The following is a 26113-nucleotide window of genomic DNA, read 5'->3' as shown; positions in this document are numbered from 1 at the left end:
AAACGGAATTCTGTTCGGTCTATTTTATCCAAAAATAACATTTCGTCATCAAATGCAGCGCTTTGTTTAGAATTTATAATCTTCTGTCTATTTTTGTGGAATTTGTAAAAAACACGAAACAAAAATGAATTCTATTCTATCAGATCGCATCTTGAATATGGAAGAGTCAGCTACTCTAGCAATGGCAAAAAAAGCCAGAGAGCTGAAATCTCAGGGAATCGATATCATCGGGCTAAGCCTTGGTGAGCCAGATTTCAAAACCCCCAAACATATTCAGGAAGCTGCTAAGGCTGCTATCGACGAAGGAAAGTATTTCTCATATCCTCCTGTGGCCGGATATCAGGATCTGAGAGAAGCTATCGCAAAGAAATTAAGAGAGGAAAACAATATCTCTGAAGCGAAAGCAGAAAACATCGTTGTATCCACCGGAGCCAAGCATTCCATTGCCAATACGTTCATGTGTCTGATCAATGAAGGCGATGAAGTAGTGATCTTTTCCCCTTACTGGGTAAGTTATGCTGAGATCATCAAATTGGCTGGTGGTGTTCCAGTTCTAATCGAAGGGACTTTGGAAAACAACTTCAAAGCTACTGCGGAGCAATTGGAAGCTGCTTTGACTGATAAAACAAAAGCAATTATCTATTCTTCTCCTTGTAATCCCACAGGATCTGTATTCAGCCAGTCTGAGTTGGAAGCTATCGCTGAGGTAGTGAAAAAGAGAGAAAACTTGGTAGTAATCGCTGATGAGATCTATGAATTGATCAACTTCACAGGTAAAAACTTCAGTATTGCTTCTCTTCCGGGAATGTTCGAAAGAACGATCACTGTGAATGGTTTCTCCAAAGGATATGCCATGACAGGATGGAGAGTTGGGTACATCTGTGCTCCTTTGGCTATCGCTAAAGCTGTAGAGAAAATCCAGGGTCAGTTTACTTCTGGTGGTACCGGTATCGCTCAAAGAGCTGCTCTTGCTGGAATTGCAGGTGATCAGCAGCCTTCCAAAGATATGGCGGATGCTTATTTCAAAAGAAGAGCTATAGTTTTGGAATTACTTCAGGAGATTCCAGGAATCAAAACACATATCCCTGAGGGAGCGTTCTATTTCTTCCCAGATGTGACTGCATTCTTTGGTAAATCAGCTCATGGACATACCGTGAAAGACGCAGATGATCTTTGTCTTTATCTTTTGGATATCGCAAATGTATCTCTTGTAACTGGTGCTGCTTTTGGAGCTCCAAACTGTGTAAGATTGAGTTATGCAGCCTCTGAAGAGGAATTGGTTGAAGCGATGAAGCGAATCAAAAAAGCATTGGGCGAGCTAGCCTAATCATACAAAACCCCAGTCGAGAGGCTGGGGTTATTTTTTTGCCTGTTCAGAAAGGCTTATTTTTGGAGAAATTTTTACTATGTCAGAAGTTCTCGTCATCACCCCAGTCAAAAACTCCATTGAAACTACCTTAGATACTGCGAAAGCCATAGCAGCATCTGATGTAAAAGTGCATCATATTATTTTCAATGATTTTAGTACTGAGGAAACCAAAGCTGAGCTAGAAAAGAACAAAGGTGAAATCGGGTATGAACTGGTTCATCTAGAGGATATCACTGATCATCCATCTCCAAATTACAAGCTGGTGCTTCAGGTTTCTCAGAAAAAAGCCTTAGATATGAGCTTGCCTCTTTTGGTAATCGAGTCTGATGTGGTGGTGAAAAAAGATACGATCAGCAAACTTTTGGCTCATCAAGATTCCCATCAGTCATCTGGTCTGACAGGGTCCGTAACTGTGGACGAGGCTGGAGTTGTCAATTTTCCTTATTTGAAATTCAAAGGGAGAAAAGAGGCTGAAATCAATACCAAAAGGAGCCTGAGCTTTTGCTGTACGCTATTTTCACAAAGTTTTTTGAATGCCTATGATTTTACTGGGTTGGATGACGCAAAAGATTGGTATGATACTTTTATATCATCTCAAGCTTTGGAAAGCGGTTTTGAGAATTATGTACTGATGGATGCTCCAGTTTGGCATAGGCCGCATGGAAGCCGCCCTTGGAAGCAGCTGAAATACAAAAATCCTCTGAAGTACTATTTCTTAAAATATTGGAAAGGTTTGGATAAGATTTAAGCTTTGAAGAATCTCTGGAATTGCTCTGGAGGATTTTTCATAGCCAGCGTATCTCTGCCAAATTTTTGAAGTTGATAGCCATTGTCTCTTAAAAGATGATAGCATTTCTCCAGATCCTCTTGAGGGAGGTTTTCATTTTCAAAAATGATGGCTTGGGGTTGAGTCTTTTCAATTTCAAAAATCAAAATCACCTGTAAATCATATCCTTCTGCATCTATTTGCAAAAGATCAATTCGGGATACACCATATTTTTTGATTAAAGTTTCTGGTGAGATGACTTCTACGTCTACTGCTTTGATTTGCATTTCAGGATCGGAGGGGATCTCCAAACCGTACTTTTTACAATTCATCGATACAACACCACTGTCATAGTGTTCCTGGATTTTTTCCAAAGAAAAGGAGGCTAAACCCGTTGCCCAGCGCATATCTGAAAATCCGATTTTGTAGAGCTTTTGGCTTCCATCTTCTTTTCCGATAGCAGCACAAATAGGAGTCAAGCCCTCATTGTATTGGTAGATTCTCTTGAGCTCATTATTGAAAACATCAGGTTGAGGCTCTAATAACACGCCTTTCCAGCGGTCTCTTTTGATGAATTTGTGGATAGGGTCGTGAGTGATCCCATCATTGGCTCCAATCTGAATCACATAAAAGTCCCCTTTCTTGGAAAGTGAATATTCCGAAAGAAACTCGGAAAGACTACCAGGTTTTGGTTTGTAGAAATTTTTATAAAATCCTATAAAAATCGGGTTGTCATTGGCACTTAAATCGAATCTGAGTTTCTTCCAAAACGCTTTGAAAGCAGACTTTACTTGATGTTTTAGCATGAAGCTGTAATTTTCTAATTTGCGGCTGGTAATTCTAGTTTAAAGAAATCGAAAAATAACCAAATATTTTAGCCAGACTGGTTTTAGTTCATTTAAATACATCTAAGACTTGGGGCAAAATGCTTGCTTTTTACTCATGACAAATACACTTATCTATTCTGTAGTCACCAATAACTACGACAGTATCAAGCCAGTGAAGAAGTATGAGGGCTTCGATTTTTGGTTGTTTACTGATCAAGAAAATTTGAAAGTGGACGGTTGGGAAACCAAGTTGTTGTCCAAGGGAGAAAATCCCATAAAGCAACAACGGCTTTTGAAAATCAATAGTGTGGACAATACTTCAGGATATGATGTGACTATCTATATGGATGGAAATATGGAGCTTATTCAGGATCCTCAACTATTTCTGGATAAGTATTATAAAGGAGGTTTTTTGACCTGCCAACACCCCAAAAGATCGAGTTTGGAGGAAGAGGGGAAAGAGATTTTGAGGAAGAAAAAAGATTTGGCTGAAAACATAGAAAGAACTTTGAATTACGCCAAAGAAATGGGTTACAAGGATGATGGGGGGCTTTTTGAAACGATGGTCGTTATTCGTGATAAGTCTCCCGAGGTGAAAAAATTGGAAGAAAAATGGTCAGAGATACTAACTACCTATTCTCATCGAGATCAATTGAGTTTGCCTATCGCTTCATTTATTTCTGGAGTGAAGATCAATACGCTACCCCGGCCTGAATTATTCAAATACATCAAAAGAAATAGAGGTCATAATATTTCTCTCAAATTTCGAAAAAAGGAGTCTGGTGGCTTCTGGAATTGGCTTGGACTAGGGAAGTGATAATACGGAATGGGTTAGCTGTATATTAAGCTTGGCGCACTATTTATATTCATTATTTTTATTCTTTTCAATCTAAATAATCCAATAAATAATTTGGAAAATTAAAATCACTTCGTAATTTTATTGAGGTGATTAAACAACTTTTGTCAACTATTCTTTTTAAATCCCGAGGTTTTAACACCTCTAATTTTCGAACTCTATATGTTTTCTAAAGAAATCCGGGTCGACCACCCGGATTTTTTTTTGCATGAATATTTCGGAATTTAGGAGTGAAATAATCTAAATATGCGCCTTAGAATAGGATTAGGACTTTTGGGAGTTATTTTTTTTATGAATGTGTCAAATCTTAGGGCACAGAAATCAAGCTTTGATTCCAATTATGTGGAAGAACATCCCGAGTTGCTGGGGTTGAGATTCTATTTTTCTAAGAAGTACACCAATTTAGTCGTTTACGTCCCAAAAGAAACTAGGAGGTATGTGTTCGAGCCGAATTCAGGAAATAACCTTGGAGTTGGATTTACCTATCAGCGTTTTACTTTAAATCTCGCGATGCCTTTGGGTTTTATGAATCCAAATCGCCAACAGAACTGGCCGTTTTATTTAGATCTTCAATCTCATGTCTATCCTAAAAAGATGATCATTGATCTCTTTGGTCAGTTTTATAACGGGTACACCCTGAGTGCGGATCAGTTGAATAATTCCAGTGAAAGCTATCTCCGAGAAGATTTGAAACTGAGGCAGTATGGAGTCAATTTCAATTATTTATTCAATGGGGATAAAATATCAGTTCAAGCGTCTTTTAATCAATCCATGATCCAGAAGCGCTCTGCGTTTTCTCCTTTTTTAGGCTTTGAAATGTATGGCGGGTCCATGAGGGGTGATTCCTTGTTAATCCCTACGACAGAGGCTCAAACTGAACTGAATTTTCAAAGGGCAAAATATTTCCAAGCTGGTCCCAATGTTGGTTTTGCTGGTACTTTGGTCTTTGGGAAAGGCTTTTATCTAACTGGGGTGGCGTCAGCCAATTTGAGCGTCGGATTTGCTGATTGGGAAAATGACACCCAGAGTTTCAGGAAAGTCGGAGTAATTTCCACTTACTTTTTAAGGGGTTTTGCTGGCTATAACTCTGAGAGATTTTCCATCAATGCCAATTATATTTTTAAAAATGTTGAGCTGGTTCGGGATGGTCCTTTTGAACAGGCAGTCAATACGGGTAATTATCGGATCAACTTAGTATACAAACTCTCAGTAAGTGAAAAATTCCGACAAAAATTCAGAAAGATCAATCCGATAAGATTGATCAATAAAGATTTGTAGAAACTTTTGGGCTGGAAAAGCCATTTCTTTAGCTTTGGTCATAATCCAAAATAATAAGAGCATGAATGATAGATTTGGAATAGCTGAATCATTGAAAAACCTCGGGATTCAAAAAGAAAATCTTGGGGTATCAACGGGTGAAAAGTGGCTTGATTCAGGAGAATCCTATATTTCTTCGATTTCACCAGCTGATGGGGAGGTGATTGCAAAAGTTCAGGTTGCTAGTTCAGAAACGTATGAAGAAGTAATCTCTGCAGCTCAAATAGCTTTTGAAAAGTGGCGTTTGGTTCCTGCTCCGCAAAGAGGAGAAATTGTCAGAGAAATCGGGAATGCTTTAAGAGAGAAAAAAGCAGATTTAGGTAAGCTGGTTTCCTATGAAATGGGTAAATCCTACCAAGAGGGTTTGGGTGAGGTTCAGGAAATGATTGATATCTGTGATTTTGCAGTAGGTCTTTCCCGTCAATTGTATGGTTTGACCATGCATTCTGAGCGTCCTGGTCATAGAATGTATGAGCAATGGCATCCGCTTGGGATCGTAGGAATTATTTCTGCCTTCAATTTCCCTGTTGCTGTTTGGTCCTGGAACACTGCTTTGGCTTGGGTTTGTGGAGATGTGTGCGTGTGGAAGCCTTCAGAAAAAGCTCCTTTATCAGGTATAGCCTGTCAGAATATTGTCAGTAAAATTTTCAAAAAGCACGATTTGCCAGAAGGAGTTTCCTCTCTGATCATCGGAGATTATAAAGTAGGAGAAATGCTTTCTCATGATACCAGAGTGCCTTTGGTGTCCGCAACTGGATCTACCCGAATGGGTAAATTAGTAGGTAAAGCTGTTGGAGAGCGCTTAGGGAGATCTCTACTTGAATTAGGAGGGAATAATGCCATCATCATCACGAAGGACGCTGATTTGGACATGGCGATTCGTGGGGCTTTGTTTGGGGCGGTTGGAACCGCCGGACAAAGATGTACCTCTACGCGTAGATTGATTATTCAAGAAGAGGTATTTGATGAGGTTGCAAAAAGATTGGCCTCCGCTTATTCTAAATTGGTGATCGGTAATCCTCTGGATGAAAAGAATCATGTGGGACCGGTAATCGATCAAGATGCTGTGAAAATGTATGAAGCGGCTATTGAAAAAGTGAAAGCAGAAGGAGGTACAGAGGTAGTGGCTGGGGGAGTTTTGTCCGGTGAAGGATTTGAGTCTGGTTGCTATGTGAAGCCTGCGATCTATGAAGCTGAAAATCATTTTGAGATTGTGCAACACGAGACTTTTGCTCCGATCCTTTATTTGATTAGATACAAAACCATTGGAGAAGCAATAGCAATTCAGAATGGAGTGCCTCAGGGGTTATCTTCAGCGATCATGACTACGAATATGAGAGAAGCAGAAGCCTTCCTTTCTGTGGCTGGTTCGGACTGTGGGATAGCGAACGTAAATATTGGCACATCAGGGGCGGAGATAGGTGGAGCTTTTGGTGGTGAAAAAGAAACCGGTGGAGGAAGAGAATCTGGTTCTGATGCCTGGAAAGCCTATATGAGAAGACAAACCAATACGATTAATTATTCCACTGCATTGCCACTGGCGCAGGGGATTAAGTTTGATATTTAAATAAGAAATACCAGTCAGAATTATGGCTGGTAATTTTATTTGAAAATATTTTGGTTCATTTTCAGTCTGTTAGAATTTTTGATTTAGAAATTGTTTGCCTAATTCAAAATTGAAACTACCTTTGCATTCCCTTTCGGAAGGAAAGTAGTAAAAAGAATGGGAGTTTAGCTCAGTTGGTTCAGAGCATCTGCCTTACAAGCAGAGGGTCGGGGGTTCGAATCCCTCAACTCCCACTCCATTCTTTCAATGAAAATTCATTTTTTACGCTCTTTAGCTCAGTTGGTTCAGAGCATCTGCCTTACAAGCAGAGGGTCGGGGGTTCGAATCCCTCAACTCCCACGTTAGCCTCAGAGAAATCTGGGGCTTTGTTGTTTTATTTGAATATAAAAAAGCCTCCAAGAAAATTTCTTGGAGGCTTTTTTTGCCTTTCGGTTTTTATTCCAAATTCAACATAAAACCAGCTCTAAACCATCGGTGGGGCATCTGAACTGTTCCAGACTCGATATAGTCTGTGTTGGTGATATTGGAGGCTTCTGCAAAGAATCCAACTTTGCCCATTCTGTTGTAGTCGATTCTCATATCCAAAAGGAAGTAGGGGTCCTGACTCACTCTTTCTACATAGCGCATTTTGGTATTCCATTCCAGTTTTTGACCGATTCCCAATAGAGCTCCGCCAATTACTTGGTTTTTCAATGCTGTCAACGCATAGCGGGTTTCGGTACCTGGTTGATTGACCAAGTTCGCATCGATGTAATTGTATGAAATCTGGAATTCCTTAATTCTCACAGAAGCAGGAGTGTTGGCAAATCGATAAGCCAAAGAAGCTTCAATTCCATTGAATTTTACTTCATTGAAGTTTTGTGGTTGCCAAGGGGTTTCCTCGTCTGGGCGTGCCCATTCGATCAGATCATCTGTATTTCTATTGAAGTAAACCAATTCAGCAAAAAGGCCTGATTGATTCCATTTGGCACCGATTTCGAAATTTTGAGCTTGTTCTGGCTTCAATTCCGGATTCCCGACATTAGTAGGGCCTTGGTAGTACAAATCCGTATAGGTTGGGATTCTAAAGCTTTTTCCAATTCCAGTGTAGAATCTAAGCTTTTCCGTGGCTTGGAAACCGACTTCCATCCCTGGGAAATGTTTCCAGCCATAGTCATTGTAATAATTGCTGTAAATACCTGCGCGAACATCAAATCCACCTTTCAGATTGACTAAATGCTCCAAAAAGACTCCCGCGAGAGTTCTATCGTGATTTCCCAAATTGGTACTTTCGATTTTTTCCTCTCTGGCTTCTAGACCAAAACCTGTAGTTCCCAATTTACTCTGGTAGGTTCCATTGGTTTCAAGAGCATAGGTATTGGAAGTATGGAAGTTTTGATAAAACTCAGGCTCATTCCTTCTTAGACGATACTCATCTTCATTTTTTCTCCAATAAGCTCTTGTGTTTAGCTTGAATCTATCTTGAGTAAACGTATGGCTCAAAGCACCTACAGTAGTTTGGATGCTTTCCCACTGGTCAGGGAATGCGCTGGTGTAAAAGCCATTTGCTCCAAAACTTCTGTCGGTATAGGCAATCATTCCACGTAGGGAGTGTTTTTCGTTGATAGCAATTCCATTTTCATAGAAAATATTGCTGACCTTATAATCTGAATTGTACCAGTGCCCATTTGACTCATCATATGATACGGCAAGGTTTTGCTTCAAGCTTCCTGCAGGAAGAGATCCAGCGAAATTGATCCCTTTCATGCCGAAATCTCCTCCGTATCCTTGAACTCTCAGGCTCCTTCGATCAGAAAGTTCGGTGATAACATTCACTGCCCCTGCATAGGCATTCTGTCCGAAAATTCTAGAACCCGGGCCTTTTAACACTTCCACTCGATCAATATTGATCATGGGTACTGGAATATTCATCATGTGATGCCCTGACTGAGGGTCTGTCAGTTTGATCCCATTCAAAAGCATCAGAGTTTGATTAAATGAACCACCTCGAATTCCGATGTCGGCCTGGACTCCAGTGATACCTCTTTGTCTTACATCCACGCCAGGGACGAAAGCCAAAACTTCCTGAAGGCTTCTTGCTGGTGTAGTTTCTAATTGTGGTTTGGTAACCACTGAAATGTTCCTGCTTTGTTTGGAAAATGGGGTTTGAATCCGGTTTTCCTGGATGATTATTTCATCCAGATTTTGGGTTGTGCTGTCATTTTGGGCATTTGCTTGGAAAATTACCAAGCTGAAAATTGCCGGGAAAAACAGTTTTTTCATTGGGTAGTTTAGATAATGAGGAGGCAAAAATGATTTGATAAAAATCAAATTCCAATTTTTAGGCTTTTGTAAAAATTCGTTAAGCATTTACCACTTGTGAAAAAGCCTCTTGGTGAATTTAAAGAAGACCTTAATTTTGAGCTTCCTAAAAACTAAAACCCATGATTAAAAGAATTATTTCGGGTTTGATGTTTTCGACTTTGTTGGCTAGCTCTGCTGCTTTTGCTCAACAAGGTTACGAAAGCAATCAAGCTGACTTTGGAGAATTTATGGACAGAAAGGGCACCTATACCCGGACTGCATCAGGAAAACCAAGTGAAAACTATTGGCAAAATAGAGCAGACTATCAGATCGAGGCAACTCTTGACGATGAGGCTCATGTTTTGACTGGTAAGATCACCGTTACTTATACCAACAATAGCCCAGAGACTTTGGACTTTGTTTGGATGCAATTGGAGCAAAATAGATTTACTCCGGACTCTCGAGGTACTTTGACAACTCCTGTTCAAGGAAATAGATACAATGGTGACGTTGACGGAGGTTTTGATATCACCGGGCTACAGGCTAAGGTTGGTTCCAAAGGATCGGTCTCTGACAAACATATTATTTCTGATACCAGAATGCAGGTTTGGTTCAATGAGCCGATTCCTGCAAAAGGCGGAAAAGCTACCATTGCTATGAATTTCTCTTTCAAAGTTCCTGAAAAAGGAATGGACAGAATGGGGAGATTGGAAGTAGAAGATGGTTGGATTTATGCCTTTGCGCAGTGGTATCCTAAAATGGCCGTATTCGATGATATCGAAGGATGGAATGTCGAGCCATATTTGGGTGCTGGTGAGTTCTACTTGGAGTATGGAGACTTTGATTACAAAATCACAGTTCCTTTTGATCACATCGTTGTGGGATCTGGGAAATTGATGAATCCAAAAGAAGTCCTTTCCAAAGAGCTGCAAGATCGCTACGCGAAAGCTCAGGCAAGTGATGAAACAGTGATGTTGGTTGCTCCAGATGAGATCAAAAACACAGAATTGACTCGTCCAAAGCAAGACGGAATGATTACCTGGCATTTCCAGATTGAGAATACAAGAGATGCAGCTTTTGCTACTTCCAGAGCATTTATATGGGATGCAGCAAAAATTAACTTGCCTAGTGGTAAGACGATTTTGGCGCAATCTGTTTACCCTAAAGAATCAGAAGGACAGGAAGCTTGGGGTAGATCTACTGAGTATTCAAAAGCTTCAATTGAGTATTATTCTAACATGTGGTATGAATTCCCTTATGCGTCTGCAACAAACGTGGCTGCAGCGATCGGAGGAATGGAATATCCTGGTTTGAATTTCTGTCATTATAATTCTAAAGGTCGTGGACTTTGGGGGGTGACGGACCATGAGTTTGGTCACAACTGGTTCCCGATGATTGTGGGTTCAAACGAGAGACGTTATCCTTGGATGGATGAAGGATTCAATACTTTTATTAACCATTATAGCACTTTGGCTTTCAATGATGGAGAATATCCTTCTACCTTGAATGAAACCAGAAAGTTTAATAATTACTTTTTGAAGGAGGATCGTGAAGGAATTGATACTTATCCTGATGTGGTGAATATTTCGAACTTAGGTATGACTGCTTATAGAAAGCCTGGAATGGGAATGGTTGTTTTGAGAGAATACATCTTGGGTCATGAGAGATTTGATAATGCATTCAGATCCTATATCAAGACTTGGGCATTCAAACATCCTCAACCATCTGATTTCTTTAACCATATGGAGAATGTTTCTGGTGAAAATCTTTCCTGGTTCTGGAAAGGGTGGTTCTATGGGAATGGAAATATCGACTTAGCAATTGATGGAGTTTATCCTTATGCAGGCAAGTCTTTGGTTGTAGTTTCTAATAAAGGAGATATCCCAATGCCAGTTGTTTTAGAAGTTGAATTTGAAGATGGAAGCAAAAAGCTTGAAACTCTTCCTGTAGAAATCTGGCAAAGAGGTAATACTTGGGCTCACATCATCGATTCCGATAAAAAGGTGGTTGGTGTAACTATCGATCCACACAAGATTGTTCCAGATATTAATATTTCGAATGATTCTTGGCCTCAAAAAATTTATGAGGATTAAGTAAAGAAAAGCCCGATCAATTCTGATCGGGCTTTCAATTTTTTAGTAATCGTCGTTGATTTCTAGCCAATATCCATCTGGATCTTGAATGTAAATTTGACGGATCCCATCTACTCTCGTAGTTATTTTTCCTTTTTCTCCTGGCCAGTCCTCAAATGGGTAATTTGCCTTTCTAAGTCTTTCAATAAAGCTGTCCATATCCTTCATGCTAAAGCATAGGTGATTTGTTTTGGATATTTCTGTTGGAGTATCCACTCTTTCAATCAAGTGGAGAGCAGTTCCTCCTCCTATGTCATACCAAGCATGGATTCCATCTTTAAATGGCTCCTCGATTTCCTGCAGATTCAACATAGACTGATAAAAGGCCATGCTTTCCTTTAAGTTGGAAACATGAACTGCAATGTGGTTTGTTTTGATCTGAGCAAATGAACTTTGTGCAAAAAGCAAAATGGCAATTGCCGCTAAAAGCTTCTTCATAGGTTTTGAAATTTTGGATTTGAGGTTTTCAATCTAAAGCTTTTTCGAAAAGTTTCTCAACCAAAAGCAAAAAAAGAGGCTTCCCGAAATCCGGAAAGCCTCTTTTTGAAATTATTTCAATCTTATTCTTCTTCCTCTTCGTGAGTAGGGCTAAGATCTGTCGCCATGGCTATCCGCTGTGCCTCATCAAATAGTTTGAGTGCTTGTAGGTAAACCTCATTGATGTCATTGACTACCATATAGAAAGCATCATCGTCATAAAGTTGTCTTCCCAAATGGGCTTTCATCAAAGTTCTCAAGTATTCTTTGGACTTGTTGAAGTCTGCAGCATCATACTTCACTTTGTTCTTTTCACCAACTTTCACCACGTCTTGTAGCATGGCATCTGTGAACTTGAAGTCTTTGTAGTATTCCTCGACACTGATGCCAGCAAATTTGTCTTTGTTCTTTTCAGTATAATCCAAAACATATTCCCTTGGAGTGTCTGAATTGAAAAGTCTGTTTACATAGGCAGAACTCAAAGCTGTATCTAAAGGAACGAAGTAGTCAGGCATGATTCCTCCGCCTCCATAAACGATACGGCCCTTGCTTGTGTGATATTTCAAGCTGTCATTGAACTTGATGCTGTCAGCAGAGAAGAATTCTCCATGCTCATAACGCTCAATGAAATCTCTTTCATATTCTTCATGATTTGCCTCGTAAGGCTTCTGAATAGATCTGCCGGAAGGAGTGTAATATCTAGCAATGGTCAATCTTAATTCAGCTCCATCGGAAAGGTCGATTGGCATTTGAACCAAACCTTTACCGAAAGATCTTCTACCTACGATCAATCCACGGTCGTTATCCTGAATGGCACCGGCAAGGATTTCTGACGCAGAAGCCGATCCTTCATTGACCAAAACGATCACAGATCCTTCTTCAAATGTACCCGGTCTGAAAGCAAATGCTTTTTGGCTGTACTGATCAACTTTTCCTTCCTGAGATACAATCAAAGCTCTATCTGCCAAGATTTCATCGGCAATGTTGATTGCAGCTCCCATGTATCCGCCTGGATTTCCTTGAAGGTCAATGATCAATTTCTTCATGCCTTTTTCCTTCAATTCAGCTACAGACTCTTTGAACTCGTCAAAAGTTGTGGCTGCAAATCGAGTGATTTTGATGTACCCGATTTCATTATTGACCATATAGGAAGCATTGATGCTGTACTGAGGGATTTTGTCCCTAGTGATATCAAAAGTGATCAGTTCAGGCTGATTTTTTCTCTTGATATCTACGATTACTTGAGAACCTTTAGGTCCGCGAAGTAAATCAAATACATCTCTATTGGTGATGCCTGTTCCTGCTACCGTTTTACCGTCTACATTGATAATTTGGTCTCCAGATTGGATTCCCAGTGCTTCCGATGGTCCGCCTGTCAAAGGTGCTACCACATATATGGTGTCTCGGATAATCCCGAACTCCACCCCGATTCCATCAAACTCTCCATCCAATTGCGATTGTGCCAATGAAGCGTCTCTGGCTGGAATGTAACTGGAGTGTGGATCTAGGTTTTCGAGCATTTTGGTAATGCCATATTCTACCAAATCATTGGTGTTGACACTATCCACATAGTCCCTGTTGATATAAGTCATAATTTCCTGAAGCTTATATAGAGCAGCTCTTAGGTCATTTTGATTACTTTTGGGTTCTGCAAATGTGGCTCCGATCCAAATACCGGCCGAAATAGCCAAAGCTAGGATGATAGGAAGCCTTATTTGTGATTTTGAATTCTTTGTCTCGCTCACGATTTTAAACTTTCGTTGGTTATTTTCTTATCGATAAACTACTGCCAAAAAGGAGTGTTTAAAAGATGTTTGTGATAAACTTGGTAAAAGTTTATACGATGGGATCAGATAAAGGTCGGATAAAATCCCCAATTATCTGTTAAAATAAATTATTTTTGTGAAATGCAAACAGAGCAAAATTTTAATAAACTATTAGTCGGCGACCTTGTGTCAGAAAACTATGTTTTTGCTTCTGTTCTGCATTATTTCGGAATCAGCTTTTATCAGTATCCAACGCATTCTTTGGAGCAGGTCTGTAAAAAGCATCGGGTAAGGCCGAATCAGTTGATTTCTGAATTGGAATCTTGGGCAGCCAGAAAGGAACCGACCACTGAAGAGCTTTACTTGAATCCCATTGAAGTGTTGGTGGCTTACTTGAAAAAGAAGCACTATTATTTCGTTCGCCAAGAGCTCCCCTTTTTATCCAATTTGATTTCAGGGATTTCTCCAGAAAAGGAATTTCAAGGTCTGATGAATGACTTGAGAATCATGTTTCCGCTATTCGTGGAGGATTTTATTCACCATATTCATGAGGAGGAAAGTAGGCTGTTCAAAAGGATTGAATTGCTTCAGGATATCGAGGATGGGAATTTTGCACTGCATGATGCTTTGACCATTCTGAAAAAAGATCCGATCAAATCTCTGGCTGACGAACATGAGATCCATGATGATGAAATGCAAGGAATCCGAAAGTTGACTTCTGATTACACCCTTTCTGAAGATGCACCATTGACTATGAAAGTTCTGTACCACGAGTTGCAAAACTTCGAGCAAGAACTAATTATTCATGCCCAAATTGAGGATGAATTGCTTTTTCCTAAAGCCATAGAACTGGAAAAAGAAGCAGTCAGAAAAATCACAAACAAAATCAAAATAAACTAATGCCCAGAGTTATAGCTATTGATCTGGGAACCAAACGCACAGGTTTGGCCGTTACCGATCCTTTGCAAATGCTTGCCAATCCCCTAGAAACCATTGAGACTTCTACTTTGCTGGAATATTTGAAAAAATATTTCGAAAGAGAAGAGGTAGAAGCAATCGTCTTGGGTTATCCTAGGAAATTGAATGGGGAGGAAACGGAAATGACTCCGAAAGTGTTTGCGATGAAGGAAAAGCTGGAAGCTGCCTTTCCTGAAAAGAAAATTGAATTGATTGATGAGCGCTTTACCTCCAAAATGGCCATGCAGTCTATGATCGCCATGGGGAGTAAAAAGAAAGACCGCAAAGAGAAGTCAGGAAATCTCGATAAGGTAAGTGCCGCAATCATATTACAGTCGTATTTAGATAGAAAATGATATATCCAATTGTTGCTTACGGAAACCCGATTTTGAAGCGGGAAGCAGAAGAAATTGAAGAAGGAAAAGAGCTGAACAACTTGATTGAGGATATGTTCGCCACCATGGACCATGCAAGTGGTGTGGGATTGGCTGCCCCTCAGATCAATCAGGGAGTTCGTCTATTTGTCATCGATAGTACCTTGATGCTGGATGAAGATGATGAAGAAAAGGGAGTCCGAAGAGCATTTATCAATCCGATCATCTTGGATGAGTATGGAGACAAATTCTCTTTTGAGGAAGGTTGTTTGAGTATTCCGGATGTAAGAGCGGAAATTATCCGTCCTGAGACCTTGACCATTGAGTATTTTGATGAAAACTGGAATCTGAAAGAGGAGGAATTCTCTGGCATGACTGCCCGCGTGATCCAGCATGAGTACGATCATTTGGAAGGAATCCTTTTTGTAGATTATCTCAAAGGCTTGAAGAAAAGATTGGTGCAGTCCAAGCTGATCGAAGTGAGCAAAGGAAAAGTGTCTACGGATTATAGAATGATCTATCCAGTCAAATAATTTGAATTCTCCTCTTAACATAGCGATTGTCCAGACAGATCTTTATTGGAAAGATAAAGTGGCCAATTTGGCAATGCTAGAGGAGAAAATCTGGGGGATTGAGGAAGAAGTCGATTTAATTATTCTACCTGAAATGTTCCCGACGGGTTTTAGCATGGATGCCGAAGAGCTTGCTGAGCCAATGAACTTGACAGTTTGCAAATGGATGAAGCAAATGGCAGCTCAAAAAAAAGCGATCATTTGCGGAAGTGCCATCATTGTGGATGGGGGCGAATACTTCAATCGCTTCCTTTGGGTGGAGCCGGATGGCAAAATCCAGTCTTACGATAAACGCCATTTGTTCAGAATGGCAAAAGAACATGAACATTTTTCTTCTGGGAAATTACAACCAGTTTTTGAATGGAAAGGCTGGAAGATACTTCCACAGGTTTGCTACGACTTAAGATTCCCTGTTTGGTCTCGGAATCATCATGATCCTGAAGGCATGGCTTTCGACCTGATGATATATGTGGCATCATGGCCAGCGCCAAGAGCATCGGCATGGGACATTTTGTTGCCAGCCAGAGCTGTTGAGAATCTCTCATATTCTATAGGTATCAATCGAGTTGGAACTGATGGAAATCAGATTCCATACGTCGGCCATTCATCTGCTTTTGATTTCAAAGGCAACACTTTACTTCATTTGGGAGAAAATGAATCCATCGGAGTGGTCACCTTAAATAAGGAGGAGCTTTTAGCGTATCGTGAGAAGTTTCCAGCTTGGATGGATTCTGATAGTTTCGAGATCAAAGCAAGAAACTGATATACGAGTTGACACTCGGTTTTTCAAATCCATTAATGGAATTTGATACAAGGATATTTTCCGTATTTTAGCCCCGCAATTTTCTAGCTCTTTTTCTCCTTTTTCTATGGAAATTTCAGAGGATGATTCGAATGGAATCACTGAATTGAGAAAAATGACATTTAATACCTATTTCGTATAGTTTTAATCATGAGCAATCAGACCCCTAAAATTCTTTACACCTTAACGGATGAGGCGCCAGCGTTAGCGACCTATTCCTTACTTCCTATTGTACAGGCTTTCACCAAGTCTGCTGATGTAGTTGTTGAAACCAGAGATATCTCCCTTTCTGGAAGAATCATCTCCAATTTCCCTGAATTCTTAAAGCCAGAGCAGCAAATCGGTGACGCCTTGGCTGAATTGGGTGAAATCGCAAAAACTCCTGAAGCAAATATTGTAAAGCTTCCAAATATCTCTGCTTCAGTTCCACAATTGAAGGCGGCGATCAAAGAATTGCAAGCAAAAGGCTATGCTTTGCCAGATTATCCGGAGGAACCAAAAACCGACGAGGAGAAATCAATCAAAGCAAAATATGATAAAATCAAAGGCTCGGCTGTTAACCCGGTTTTGAGAGAGGGTAACTCTGATAGAAGAGCTCCTCAAGCGGTAAAAGCTTATGCTAAAAAGCATCCACATTCCATGGGTAAGTGGTCTCCGGACTCCAAGTCTGAGGTTGCTAGTATGACCGAAGGAGATTTCTATGGAAGTGAAAAATCTGCAACTCTTGCAGAAGCGACCACGGTTTCTATCGAATTGGTAGGAGCAGACGGTCAAAAAGAAGTTTTGAAGTCAGGATTGAAACTTCAAAAAGGTGAAGTGATCGATGCTTCAACAATGAGCATTGCTGCTTTGAAGTCTTTCTTGAAGAAAGCGAAGGCAGAAGCAAAAACTGCTGGAGTTCTTTTCTCCCTGCATATGAAAGCAACCATGATGAAGGTTTCTGACCCTATCATCTTTGGTCATGCTGTGAAAGTTTTCTTTGAGCCGGTTTTCACCAAGCACGCTGCTGCTCTAGAGGCTGCGGGTGTGGATGTAAACAATGGTTTTGGAGATTTGTTGGCGAGCATTGAAAAGCTTCCAGCTGATCAAAAAGCTGCTATTCTTGCCGATATCGATGCCTGCTATTCTGACAGCCCGGATTTGGCAATGGTGAATTCTGATAAAGGAATTACCAACCTTCACGTGCCTTCCGATGTGATCATCGATGCATCCATGCCTGCGATGATCAGAAGCTCTGGCCAAATGTGGAACAAAGCTGGAAAGCTTCAAGATACAATCGCTGTTATTCCAGACAGAAGTTATGCTGGAGTTTATCAAGCAACCATAGATTTCTGTAAAAAACATGGTGCTTTTGATCCATCTACCATGGGCTCTGTTCCTAATGTAGGTTTGATGGCTCAAAAGGCTGAAGAATATGGTTCCCATGACAAGACCTTTGAAATTCCATTTGACGGAACTGTTGAGGTAAAGGCAGAGGATGGATCAGATTTGTTGAGTCATTCTGTAGAGAAAGGCGATATCTGGAGAATGTGCCAGACCAAAGATGCTCCTATCCAAGATTGGGTGAAATTGGCTGTTACAAGAGCTAGACTTTCTAATACGCCTGCTGTATTCTGGTTGGATCCACAAAGAGCTCACGATGCTGAGTTGATCAAAAAAGTAAATACCTATCTTCCAGAGCACGATACTGATGGTTTGGAAATTCATATCATGTCTCCGATTGAGGCGACTAATTTCTCTTTGGCTAGAATCAAAGAAGGATTGGATACCATCTCGGTTACTGGTAACGTATTGAGAGATTACTTGACTGACTTGTTTCCTATTTTGGAACTTGGTACAAGTGCGAAAATGCTCTCTATCGTTCCATTGATGAATGGTGGAGGATTGTTTGAAACTGGTGCTGGTGGATCAGCGCCTAAGCACGTGGAGCAGTTCACTTCCGAGGGTCATTTGAGATGGGATTCGTTGGGTGAATTCTTAGCATTGGCAGTTTCCCTGGAGCATTTGGGTCAAACCTTCCATAATGAAAAAGCATTGCTTTTGGCAGAGACTCTTGATGCAGCAACAGGAAAGTGGTTGGAAAATGATAAATCTCCTGCGCGTGTTGTAGGTAAATTGGATAACAGAGGTAGCCACTTCTACTTAGCAATGTATTGGGCTGAGGCTTTGGCTGCACAAAGTAAAGACGCTGGACTTCAAGCTAAGTTTGCTCCGATTGCAAAAGCTTTGGAAGAAAAGGCTGCTCAAATCGAGGCTGAATTGAATGGTTCGCAAGGAACACCTGTAGATATCGGAGGATATTACAGACCTGATGAAGCGAAAGCTTCCACAGCGATGAGGCCAAGTGCAACTTTGAATGAGATTTTAGCTGAGCTAGCTTAATAAATTGAAAACCGGGATTTGATCCCGGTTTTTTTATGCCTTTTCGAAATTGATCTGATGCTGATTCAGGAATTCTTTGATCACGCTGACGTGAATACATTCCCCTAAATGGATAAAAGCGTAGTCATTGATTTTTTTGCTTTTGCCATGGGCAACAATTTCTTTATCCTCGATATCAAATCCCAAGTGAAGATGCTTAGTTCGGCTTTGCATCCCGATGATTCTACCTTCTGTATCAAATAGTGGTCCACCGCTTTGCCCTCTCAATCCTGGAGTACTCATTTCTATTCCATAAACTTTCCCGCCTTTTCCTCCCAAAAAACGAGTCACCATTCCTTCGATTGGGAATCTAGGTGATCTGGCAGCTCCTTCTTGGGTCCATTCAAGTACTTGTTTTTCTGGATTGAATTTGAAGTTTGAAAATTCTGGAAAAGGAAACCCTAATCTGCAAAGCATAGCGCCAGGTTGAACGGCCTGATCATTTTCAAGAAATTTGGGGGTGTTATTGATCAAAAGCTTGTCAAAACCTGCAAACTGAATTAATGCTAGATCATAATCGGGATGAGAAATGAATTTAAGGTTACTCATTTTATCTATACAGTCCACGAAAGTGATCCTCATTTCTGCAGTACTTTGAGGAGTTAAGCCTAAGGATTTTGCAAGATTATTTTGTTGCTTCCCATTCATTTCATGGCTCTGTTGCTGAAAAGAAGTAAAACGTTGATTGATTTTTTCAGCCTGAGATATCCATTGAGCTACATGTTTACAGGTAAGTGCCCAGCCATCGTTATTAATAAAAAAGAGCGTTGCTGAGCCTCTTTGAATTTGATTACTTCCAAAACTCCTTGAAATTGAATGAACTGCACGAGTAAACCCAGATACTTCTTGAATGGCTTTTACAAACATTTTTGATGAATTGATTTCTTTGAAAATAGCCAAAAGGCTAGGAATTCCCGTGAATTTCAAAATTTTAAGTTTTTTTTTAATTCTCGAAATCGATTGTATCAAAGAAGTAACAGGAAAGCCTATTTCGGGGTTTTGGCTAGCGGAAAAATTGTAATAACTTAGCCGGACCCAAAGATTTTTAGCCAAAAGAGGCTTTTTGGGGAAAGATTTTAGATCCAAACCTATATACAATAATCAAAATAATTATGAGCAAGATTAAAGTTGGAATCAACGGATTCGGAAGAATCGGACGCTTGGCCTTTAGAGTGGCTCAAGAGCGCGAAGATATTCAGGTAGTAGGAATCAATGACCTGATTGATGTAGATTACATGGCCTACATGCTGAAGTATGATTCCACTCACGGTCAATTCAAAGGGACTGTGGAAGTGAAAGACGGACAATTGGTGGTTAACGGAAATGCTATCCGTGTAACTTCTGAAAAGAATCCAGCTGACCTAAACTGGGCTGCTGTTGGTGCTGAGTACGTTATCGAATCAACTGGTATTTTCTTGACAAAAGAAAAAGCTCAAGGACACATAGATGCGGGTGCTAAGAAAGTAATCATGTCAGCTCCTTCTAAGGATGACACTCCTATGTTTGTAATGGGTGTGAACGAGGATACTTATACTGATGATATGGTATTCGTTTCTAACGCTTCTTGTACTACCAACTGTTTGGCGCCTATCGCTAAGGTGTTAAACGACAACTGGGGTATCGAAGAAGGTTTGATGACTACTGTTCACGCTACTACTGCTACTCAGAAAACTGTTGATGGTCCTTCTGCTAAAGACTGGAGAGGTGGACGTGGTGCTGGTCAAAACATCATTCCTTCATCTACTGGTGCTGCTAAAGCTGTAGGAAAAGTTATTCCTGAGTTGAATGGTAAATTGACTGGTATGGCTTTCAGAGTTCCAACTCCAGATGTTTCTGTAGTTGACTTGACAGTAAGATTGAAGAAAGGTGCTACTTACGAAGAGATTTGTGCTAAAATGAAGGAAGTTTCTGAAACTTCTATGAAAGGTGTCTTAGGGTACACTGAAGATGCAGTAGTTTCTAACGACTTCATTGGTGATGCTAGAACTTCTATTTTCGATGCAGGAGCTGGTATCCAGCTTTCTGAAACTTTCGTGAAAGTTGTTTCTTGGTATGACAACGAGTGGGGGTATTCCAACAAGGTTGTTGACCTTTTGACATTCATCGCAAGCAAATAAAATTTAAGCCCCGATTTCGGGGCTTTTTTTTGACTAAAAACTAATGGATGAAATGTTTCGTTTTCAATAAGGTATAAAGTATCGCTATGTATCTTCCATTATTCCCATTAAAGCTTGTCGCGTTTCCAGGAGAGAATCTCAATCTTCATATTTTCGAACCTAGATATAGAGAACTTTTAAAAGACGTAGAAAACGAAAACCTCTCTTTTGGGATTTGTCCATATTTGGGGAAAATGGCAGAATATGGAACAGAAGTGGTTTTGGATCAAGTTTACAAACGTTACGACGACGGGAGATTAGATATCAAAACCAAAGGTGTTCGAGTTTTTAAATTGAAGTCTTTTGACAATCCTTCTCCAGGTAAATTATATTCAGGAGGCGAAGTTGAATTTTTAGCCAATATTCCCGTTGTTACCGAGGTTCAGAATTATGAGTTTATCTTTTATCTGAAAGAAATTCTGTACCTCTTGAATTATCCATCCGAAATCAATACTAAAACTGTACAGTCCTTTACCTATGCCCACAAAGTGGGATTAAAGCTAGAGGAAGAATTAGAACTCCTGAAAATCCCTGAGGAATCCAAAAGGATGGAATATTTGATTTCTTACTTTAAAAGGATGATTCCTGCGATCAAAGCTATCGAGCGAGCGAAAGACAAAATCAAACAAAACGGGCACTTTAAACACTTAGATCCGCTTAATTTTTAATAATGTCTTGAGCTCTTCTTAAATTGTCGCTGGCCTGAAGGATTTTATTTTTCAGGTTTCTGTCTAATTCAGGGTGTCTTTCCAAATAAGCTTGAACCTCTTTCCAAGCGCGAGGATCTTGGTATTGACCAAATGTCGAAACAGCCCATCTTTTTGGGAAGAAGATGTCTCCTGTCAATTGAATTTCTTGAATTAAGTCAAGCGCCAATGGAACATGCTTGATACTTTCTGCTTGTCTCAAAGGATGATTGATATAGTCACATGCCGTAAGCACCCAGGATTCTTTTTCGCGGTTTTTAGCATCCTTGAAAGAAACAAAAAGAGAGTCTCGAACTGATGCATCTTGAGACAAGGAAGGTAAAAGAAAATCAAATCGTTTGATCTTGTCTGGATTTTCCAATTTTGCTCTTTCTTTCTCCAAAATTGTTTCTGAATCTGGATGTCCGAAAAGGGCCAATTTCATGGCCAGCCCTGTATAGTCATCTTGATTTAGTTTCAAGTTTGGGATAGCCAGTTTTTCATCCCAGATTTGATAAAGCTTTTTAAGACCAGTGGAGTTGTAAGCAATACCTGAATAAAGTGAATAAAGACCTTTTTTGATATTAGCTGACTTGGTAGTTTGGAGCTGGTCCCAGATAGATTTCTCCAGTACAGGAAGCATTGTTTCTCGTTGATCCTCATTCAAGAAATCCCAGAAAATTGACGAAGTATAGCCTGAAATTAAACGGAAAAGAATTTCATTTTCTTCTCTTTCCAAAGCTGGAAGAAAGCTTTCAAGGGCTTTCTCAGGACTTAATTTACCGGCTAAGGTGTTTTCGTATAGGTTAATGATAGTTTGAGCCCTACCGACCTCTCCATCGAATTGTGTCAATTGATCTATGCTTTTTTCATTAATCGGGAAAACACCGTAGCCCATTCCATTGCTATTATATAGGATTGCTAACGGTTGATCCATCCCAATGGCTTCTTTGATTTCGAGAGTTTGATCTTGAATGTCAATAGCAAATGATTTGGAGCCCTCAGGGTAAAGGAAAGTAATTTCGAATAGCTGTGGCCAAATTTTACCCGTTCCATCTTCAGCAGTTTGCTTGATGGAGAACTCGGTGATTTTACCATTTTCATCTACTTGAAGATTCTCTTCGAAAATGGGTCTGCTGGATTGATTGACCCAGACTTCGCTCCATTTTTTAAGGTCAATTTTACTTTGCTTGTCCAGTCTGGTTACCAAATCATTCCAATCAGCATTGGTATTGGCTAAGTCTCGGATATATTCCTGAATTCCCTTTTGAAATGCTTCTTCCCCAATGGTAGTCTCCAGCTGTCTCATCATGATAGGCGCTTTGCTGTAGATAATATTTCCATAGAGAGAGCCTGCATTTTTCAAATTAGCCAACTCCTGACGGATAGGGTTGGTGCCCCAAGTTCTGTCCTCTGCGTAAGCTGAAGGGTAATTGCTGGTCAAAAAGAGCAAAACATGATTGATGTTCGGGAAGTTTGGGTTAACGATTTTTCCTGCCATAAAATTGGCAAAGACCTCTTTCATCCAGACGTCATTGAACCATCTCATAGTGACTAAGTCACCAAACCACATATGAGCAGTTTCATGCCCGATTAATTTCGCTCTTCCCAGTAATTCTGATTCAGTTGCATTTTCATCATAGAAAAGAGCGCTTTCACGATATTGGATTGCTCCTACATGTTCCATTCCTCCATATTGGAAAATAGGGATTGTGGCGAAGTCGATTTTTTGAAAGGGAAATGGATAGTCCGTATAGGATTCCAAGAAATTGACTGCTTGTTGATGTAGCTTGAATTGCTCAGGAATGCTCTCTTCGATTTTATCAGCATTGGTTTCTCTGTAAAGAACTTTTTGGGGTAGCGTTTCGGTATTGATAGCCTCATCAAATTTTCCCGCCACAAAAGAGAATAAGTAAGTGCTCATCAAGTCAGATTTTGCAAAGATGTGCTTGGTGAACTCTCCTTTATTTTCCTGGCTAATTTCTGGCCCTCCTGCAAGGACTTTCCAGTCTTCTGGAGTAGTCAAAGTCAAGCTGTAGTTTGCTTTCAAATTTGGCTGGTCAAAACAAGGGAAAAGCGTGCTTGCTCTATCAGGAACCAGTAGCGTGTAGAGAAAGTCTTGATTTCTATTGAGAGAAAGCTCGCCTGCGAGGAATTCGATTTCGATTTGGTTTGCTCCTTCTTTAAGTAAATCAGATGAAATGATGAGGTGTTCTTGTTCATGATGGATTTCAGAATCCATTCCATTCACTTTTAAAGAAAGGAGATGAGAGCTCTTTTCATTGAAGTCCAGAATAAGTGGTTGATCAATCCTACTTAAGTTTAATTCCAAATTTAGGTTGGAAGGTATTGGATCTTCTAGCTTTTCTGGTAAAGAAAAGTCCAGTTGATAATGAATGTCGGAGATTTGTTCCTTCCTAAAGTCTGCGAGCTGAATCGATATTCCTGCGTCTAAAAAATGACTGTCATCAAGTTTTTTTGCACAGCCAAAAAGTGAGATGGCTAAGAATATGGATAGGGTGGTTTTTCTCATGTGGAAAATTTGCGAAAAAGCAGGTGATTCCCAAATGAAAAATTAAGCAGTGGAGAAATGGCAAGTCTAAAAACAAAAAAAAGCAGGTCCAATTGACCTGCTCTTCAAAATCCTTTCTTCGTAGAGTTGAAAAGATTCGATAAATGATTGACTCGCTTTAAAACAAAAAAGCAAGCCCAAAGACTTGCTTTTTGTGATCCCGCTGGGGCTCGAACCCAGGACCCTAACATTAAAAGTGTTATGCTCTACCAGCTGAGCTACGGAATCAAAGAAAAAGCGGAACAGAATTCCGCTCGTAGAAAGTGATCCGCTTAGGATTCGAACCTAAGACCTACTGCTTAGAAGGCAGTTGCTCTATCCAGCTGAGCTAGCGGACCTGAATAAATAAAGTCAGGGGGCATCCCGATAAATATCGGGAGAACCTTCGACCTCCTTTTAGAAAAAGGAAGAGTCGGGGTGGCAGGATTCGAACCTACGACCTCCACATCCCAAATGTGGCGCGATACCGGGCTACGCTACACCCCGATGACTTTAATTTTCGACTATCTTTTTTAACTCCTTGCAAGTTAAAATTTTTGTGATCCCGCTGGGGCTCGAACCCAGGACCCTAACATTAAAAGTGTTATGCTCTACCAGCTGAGCTACGGAATCATTGATTTTGGAATTGACGTTTTTTAACGCCTCAACCTTAAATTTTATCTTTTCAAAGTGGCTCTCTAACCTTGCTTTTTGTCAGATCATTGCCGTAATTGGACTGCAAATTTATGACTCTGTTTTCGAAATGCCAAACACCAAATCAAACTTTCTCACAAAACTTTTATTATTTTTTTCATTTGTTCTGCAAAGTATTCATTGTCAGGCAGATGTAAATGACCTTCAAAAAGCAGATTCTTTGTTTGATCTGCGAAGTTATAAAGAAGCCATGGAAATTTATGCTCCGAACTACCAAAATGGCCTCTACTCACCGGCAATGTTGCTCAAAATGGCATTCATTGCTGAAGGTATGGGAGACAAGGAGCAGGCGACTTTATATCTCAGCAAATATTATGACCTGAACCCAAACGCTCAGACGATTTCCAAAATCAAAACTTTGACCGGTCAGGCAAATCTTTATGGGTATGATGTCAGTGATGGAGGGAGATTCTTGTTGTTCCTTGTGGAGTACAAAGAAATCATTGTAGGGCTTCTTACTTTGTTTCTGATGATTTCTCTTATTTCCAATTGGTGGATGGGAAGGAAGATTGATAAGTCGGCTTCCTATTGGCCAACAGTCTTTTTGATTGTAGTGATCTTTGTGGTTAATAACTTCCTCCAGGGACCTAAAGCTGGATTGATTACTCATAGCCCTGCATTCATCGTTTCTAAGCCTTCTGCGGGTGGAGAATTGATCGATCAAGTTGAGCCTGGTCATCGCGTGAAGATCAAGTCAGGAAAAGATATCTGGTATGAGATCGAATGGAAAAATAAATCTGCCTTTATCAGGAAAGACAATATCACCAGACTCTAAAAAAAATGGTCCCGGAATTTCCGGGACCATTTTTTTATAATTTTTTCAAAAGGATATTTCTGAAGTGAACTTCGTCTCCATGATCTTGGAGTCCGATTCTACCTTTCTTGTAGGTTCCCCAAGCTTCCATGTCTTTAAACTTGCTGTCAGCAATCATAGCTTCCCATTCTGGAGTCCACATAGTAGTTTCTACTACATTGACACCATTAAGAACAAGAGTAAGCTTCCCATTATCAGCAATGATTTCAGCTTGATTCCATTCGCCAGCAGGCTTTACGGTTTCCTCGCTACTTACGATTAGGTCATACAAGTCTCCGGCTCTGTGGCTGATGATTTTTGCATCTGGATGGCCATCATTGTCCAAAACTTGCATCTCTGGACCTGTCTGATAGGTTCTTTGGATCTCTGGAGATTCGTGGATGAAAAAGATCAATCCGCTATTTCCGTTTTGAGAGATTTTCCACTCGTATTTCAAATGGAAATTGTCATACTCTTCGTCAGTAACAATGTCTCCTCCATCTTCGCCACTTGGGTCAAAGATCAATTCGCCATTTTCAGCCTTCCAGGATTTGCCAGGGGCTCCGTCATTATACTTGTGCCAGCCAGCAAGGCTTTCTCCATCGAAAAGTTTGATCCACTCATCTTTTGGAGTTTCTTCTACAACTACCTCTTCTACGGTAGTCTCTTCTGTTTTTTGACCAGAACAGCCGATCATAAGACCGGCTGCCATTGTCATTATCCAATA

General features: G+C 40.3%; 21 protein-coding genes and 5 tRNA genes. 15 read left to right on the top strand and 11 right to left on the bottom strand.

The window, feature by feature from the left end; translation table 11 throughout:
- Positions 1-124 precede the first annotated feature (124 nt).
- Both BUF13_RS06245 and BUF13_RS06240 read left to right on the top strand, forming a co-directional pair.
- The gene (locus BUF13_RS06245; protein WP_073570927.1) at positions 125-1327 is read left to right on the top strand and encodes a pyridoxal phosphate-dependent aminotransferase; all 1203 of its coding nucleotides are present in this window, start codon (positions 125-127) and stop codon (positions 1325-1327) included.
- Between the two features lie 79 nt (positions 1328-1406).
- On the top strand, positions 1407-2117 hold the full coding sequence (locus BUF13_RS06240; protein ID WP_073570926.1) for a glycosyltransferase family A protein: 711 nt from the start codon (positions 1407-1409) through the stop codon (positions 2115-2117).
- Here the strand turns inward: BUF13_RS06240 and BUF13_RS06235 are convergent.
- Positions 2114-2941: an FkbM family methyltransferase gene (locus BUF13_RS06235; protein WP_073570925.1), complete on the bottom strand. Its 828-nt coding sequence runs from the start codon at positions 2939-2941 to the stop codon at positions 2114-2116. The two genes, BUF13_RS06240 and BUF13_RS06235, sit on opposite strands and share 4 nt — an antisense overlap.
- A 136-nt stretch (positions 2942-3077) precedes the next feature.
- Here BUF13_RS06235 and BUF13_RS06230 point away from each other — a divergent pair, with 136 nt between their 5' ends.
- The 4 genes from BUF13_RS06230 to BUF13_RS06215 all read left to right on the top strand — a co-directional run bounded on the left by BUF13_RS06230 (position 3078) and on the right by BUF13_RS06215 (position 6935).
- Positions 3078-3779: a glycosyltransferase domain-containing protein gene (locus BUF13_RS06230; RefSeq protein WP_073570924.1), complete on the top strand. Its 702-nt coding sequence runs from the start codon at positions 3078-3080 to the stop codon at positions 3777-3779.
- A gap of 285 nt (positions 3780-4064) precedes the next feature.
- Positions 4065-5096 carry a DUF4421 domain-containing protein gene (locus tag BUF13_RS06225; RefSeq protein WP_073570923.1) on the top strand — a complete coding sequence of 344 codons (1032 nt, stop codon included), beginning with the start codon at positions 4065-4067 and terminating at the stop codon, positions 5094-5096.
- 61 nt (positions 5097-5157) lie between these two features.
- Positions 5158-6702: an L-piperidine-6-carboxylate dehydrogenase gene (gene amaB / locus BUF13_RS06220; RefSeq protein WP_073570922.1), complete on the top strand. Its 1545-nt coding sequence runs from the start codon at positions 5158-5160 to the stop codon at positions 6700-6702.
- Between the two features lie 158 nt (positions 6703-6860).
- Positions 6861-6935 (top strand) — tRNA-Val (locus tag BUF13_RS06215).
- Between the two features lie 202 nt (positions 6936-7137).
- Here the strand turns inward: BUF13_RS06215 and BUF13_RS06205 are convergent.
- On the bottom strand, positions 7138-8964 hold the full coding sequence (locus tag BUF13_RS06205; RefSeq protein ID WP_073571693.1) for a TonB-dependent receptor: 1827 nt from the start codon (positions 8962-8964) through the stop codon (positions 7138-7140).
- 161 nt (positions 8965-9125) lie between these two features.
- On the opposite strand from BUF13_RS06205, the gene BUF13_RS06200 reads away from it, so the two are divergent.
- Entirely contained in the window at positions 9126-11078 is a 1953-nt protein-coding gene (locus BUF13_RS06200) for a M1 family metallopeptidase (protein ID WP_083586398.1), read from the top strand.
- Positions 11079-11120: 42 nt separating this feature from the next.
- On the opposite strand, the gene BUF13_RS06195 is transcribed toward BUF13_RS06200, so the two are convergent.
- Positions 11121-11555: a VOC family protein gene (locus BUF13_RS06195; RefSeq protein ID WP_073570921.1), complete on the bottom strand. Its 435-nt coding sequence runs from the start codon at positions 11553-11555 to the stop codon at positions 11121-11123.
- Positions 11556-11677: 122 nt separating this feature from the next.
- The gene (locus BUF13_RS06190) at positions 11678-13339 is read right to left on the bottom strand and encodes a S41 family peptidase (protein WP_073570920.1); all 1662 of its coding nucleotides are present in this window, start codon (positions 13337-13339) and stop codon (positions 11678-11680) included.
- Positions 13340-13501: 162 nt separating this feature from the next.
- Between BUF13_RS06190 and BUF13_RS06185 the strand changes: the two genes are divergently transcribed.
- The 5 genes from BUF13_RS06185 to BUF13_RS06165 all read left to right on the top strand — a co-directional run bounded on the left by BUF13_RS06185 (position 13502) and on the right by BUF13_RS06165 (position 18447).
- Entirely contained in the window at positions 13502-14260 is a 759-nt protein-coding gene (locus tag BUF13_RS06185; protein ID WP_073570919.1) for a hemerythrin domain-containing protein, read from the top strand.
- Positions 14260-14673, top strand: a complete 414-nt coding sequence (gene ruvX / locus BUF13_RS06180) for a Holliday junction resolvase RuvX (RefSeq protein ID WP_073570918.1) — start codon at positions 14260-14262, stop codon at positions 14671-14673. Before BUF13_RS06185 ends, ruvX begins: the two co-directional genes overlap by 1 nt.
- The gene (gene def / locus BUF13_RS06175; protein ID WP_073570917.1) at positions 14670-15224 is read left to right on the top strand and encodes a peptide deformylase; all 555 of its coding nucleotides are present in this window, start codon (positions 14670-14672) and stop codon (positions 15222-15224) included. The genes ruvX and def overlap by 4 nt, the downstream gene beginning before the upstream one ends.
- A gap of 1 nt (position 15225) precedes the next feature.
- A complete protein-coding gene (locus BUF13_RS06170; protein WP_073570916.1) occupies positions 15226-16026 on the top strand; it encodes an amidohydrolase in 801 nt (266 codons plus the stop codon).
- A 189-nt stretch (positions 16027-16215) separates the two neighbouring features.
- Positions 16216-18447, top strand: coding sequence for an NADP-dependent isocitrate dehydrogenase (locus BUF13_RS06165; protein ID WP_073570915.1), 2232 nt, complete (start codon positions 16216-16218; stop codon positions 18445-18447).
- Between the two features lie 33 nt (positions 18448-18480).
- Here BUF13_RS06165 and BUF13_RS06160 read toward each other — a convergent pair whose 3' ends face one another.
- Positions 18481-19413, bottom strand: a complete 933-nt coding sequence (locus BUF13_RS06160; RefSeq protein ID WP_243839724.1) for a S1 family peptidase — start codon at positions 19411-19413, stop codon at positions 18481-18483.
- Between the two features lie 185 nt (positions 19414-19598).
- Here BUF13_RS06160 and gap point away from each other — a divergent pair, with 185 nt between their 5' ends.
- The gene (gene gap / locus BUF13_RS06155; protein WP_073570914.1) at positions 19599-20603 is read left to right on the top strand and encodes a type I glyceraldehyde-3-phosphate dehydrogenase; all 1005 of its coding nucleotides are present in this window, start codon (positions 19599-19601) and stop codon (positions 20601-20603) included.
- Positions 20604-20689: 86 nt separating this feature from the next.
- Positions 20690-21310 carry an LON peptidase substrate-binding domain-containing protein gene (locus BUF13_RS06150; RefSeq protein WP_073570913.1) on the top strand — a complete coding sequence of 207 codons (621 nt, stop codon included), beginning with the start codon at positions 20690-20692 and terminating at the stop codon, positions 21308-21310.
- Here BUF13_RS06150 and BUF13_RS06145 read toward each other — a convergent pair.
- From BUF13_RS06145 to BUF13_RS06125, 5 genes are all read right to left on the bottom strand, one after another.
- Positions 21300-23861: a M1 family metallopeptidase gene (locus BUF13_RS06145; RefSeq protein ID WP_073570912.1), complete on the bottom strand. Its 2562-nt coding sequence runs from the start codon at positions 23859-23861 to the stop codon at positions 21300-21302. The genes BUF13_RS06150 and BUF13_RS06145 overlap by 11 nt on opposite strands.
- Before the next feature lie 194 nt (positions 23862-24055).
- Positions 24056-24128: transfer RNA gene (locus BUF13_RS06140), tRNA-Lys, on the bottom strand.
- Between the two features lie 36 nt (positions 24129-24164).
- Positions 24165-24238: transfer RNA gene (locus tag BUF13_RS06135), tRNA-Arg, on the bottom strand.
- Positions 24239-24312: 74 nt separating this feature from the next.
- Positions 24313-24386, bottom strand: a tRNA-Pro gene (locus BUF13_RS06130).
- Between the two features lie 53 nt (positions 24387-24439).
- Positions 24440-24512, bottom strand: a tRNA-Lys gene (locus BUF13_RS06125).
- Positions 24513-24753: 241 nt separating this feature from the next.
- Here BUF13_RS06125 and BUF13_RS06120 point away from each other — a divergent pair.
- Positions 24754-25368 carry an SH3 domain-containing protein gene (locus tag BUF13_RS06120; RefSeq protein ID WP_243839725.1) on the top strand — a complete coding sequence of 205 codons (615 nt, stop codon included), beginning with the start codon at positions 24754-24756 and terminating at the stop codon, positions 25366-25368.
- A gap of 34 nt (positions 25369-25402) precedes the next feature.
- On the opposite strand, the gene BUF13_RS06115 is transcribed toward BUF13_RS06120, so the two are convergent.
- Entirely contained in the window at positions 25403-26104 is a 702-nt protein-coding gene (locus BUF13_RS06115) for a 3-keto-disaccharide hydrolase (RefSeq protein WP_243839726.1), read from the bottom strand.
- Positions 26105-26113 lie beyond the last annotated feature (9 nt).

The organism is Algoriphagus zhangzhouensis (assembly GCF_900148515.1).
Classification (GTDB): domain Bacteria; phylum Bacteroidota; class Bacteroidia; order Cytophagales; family Cyclobacteriaceae; genus Algoriphagus; species Algoriphagus zhangzhouensis.
The sequence above is the reverse complement of the archived record's forward strand: the minus strand, read 5'-3'. Positions and strand labels throughout refer to the sequence as shown.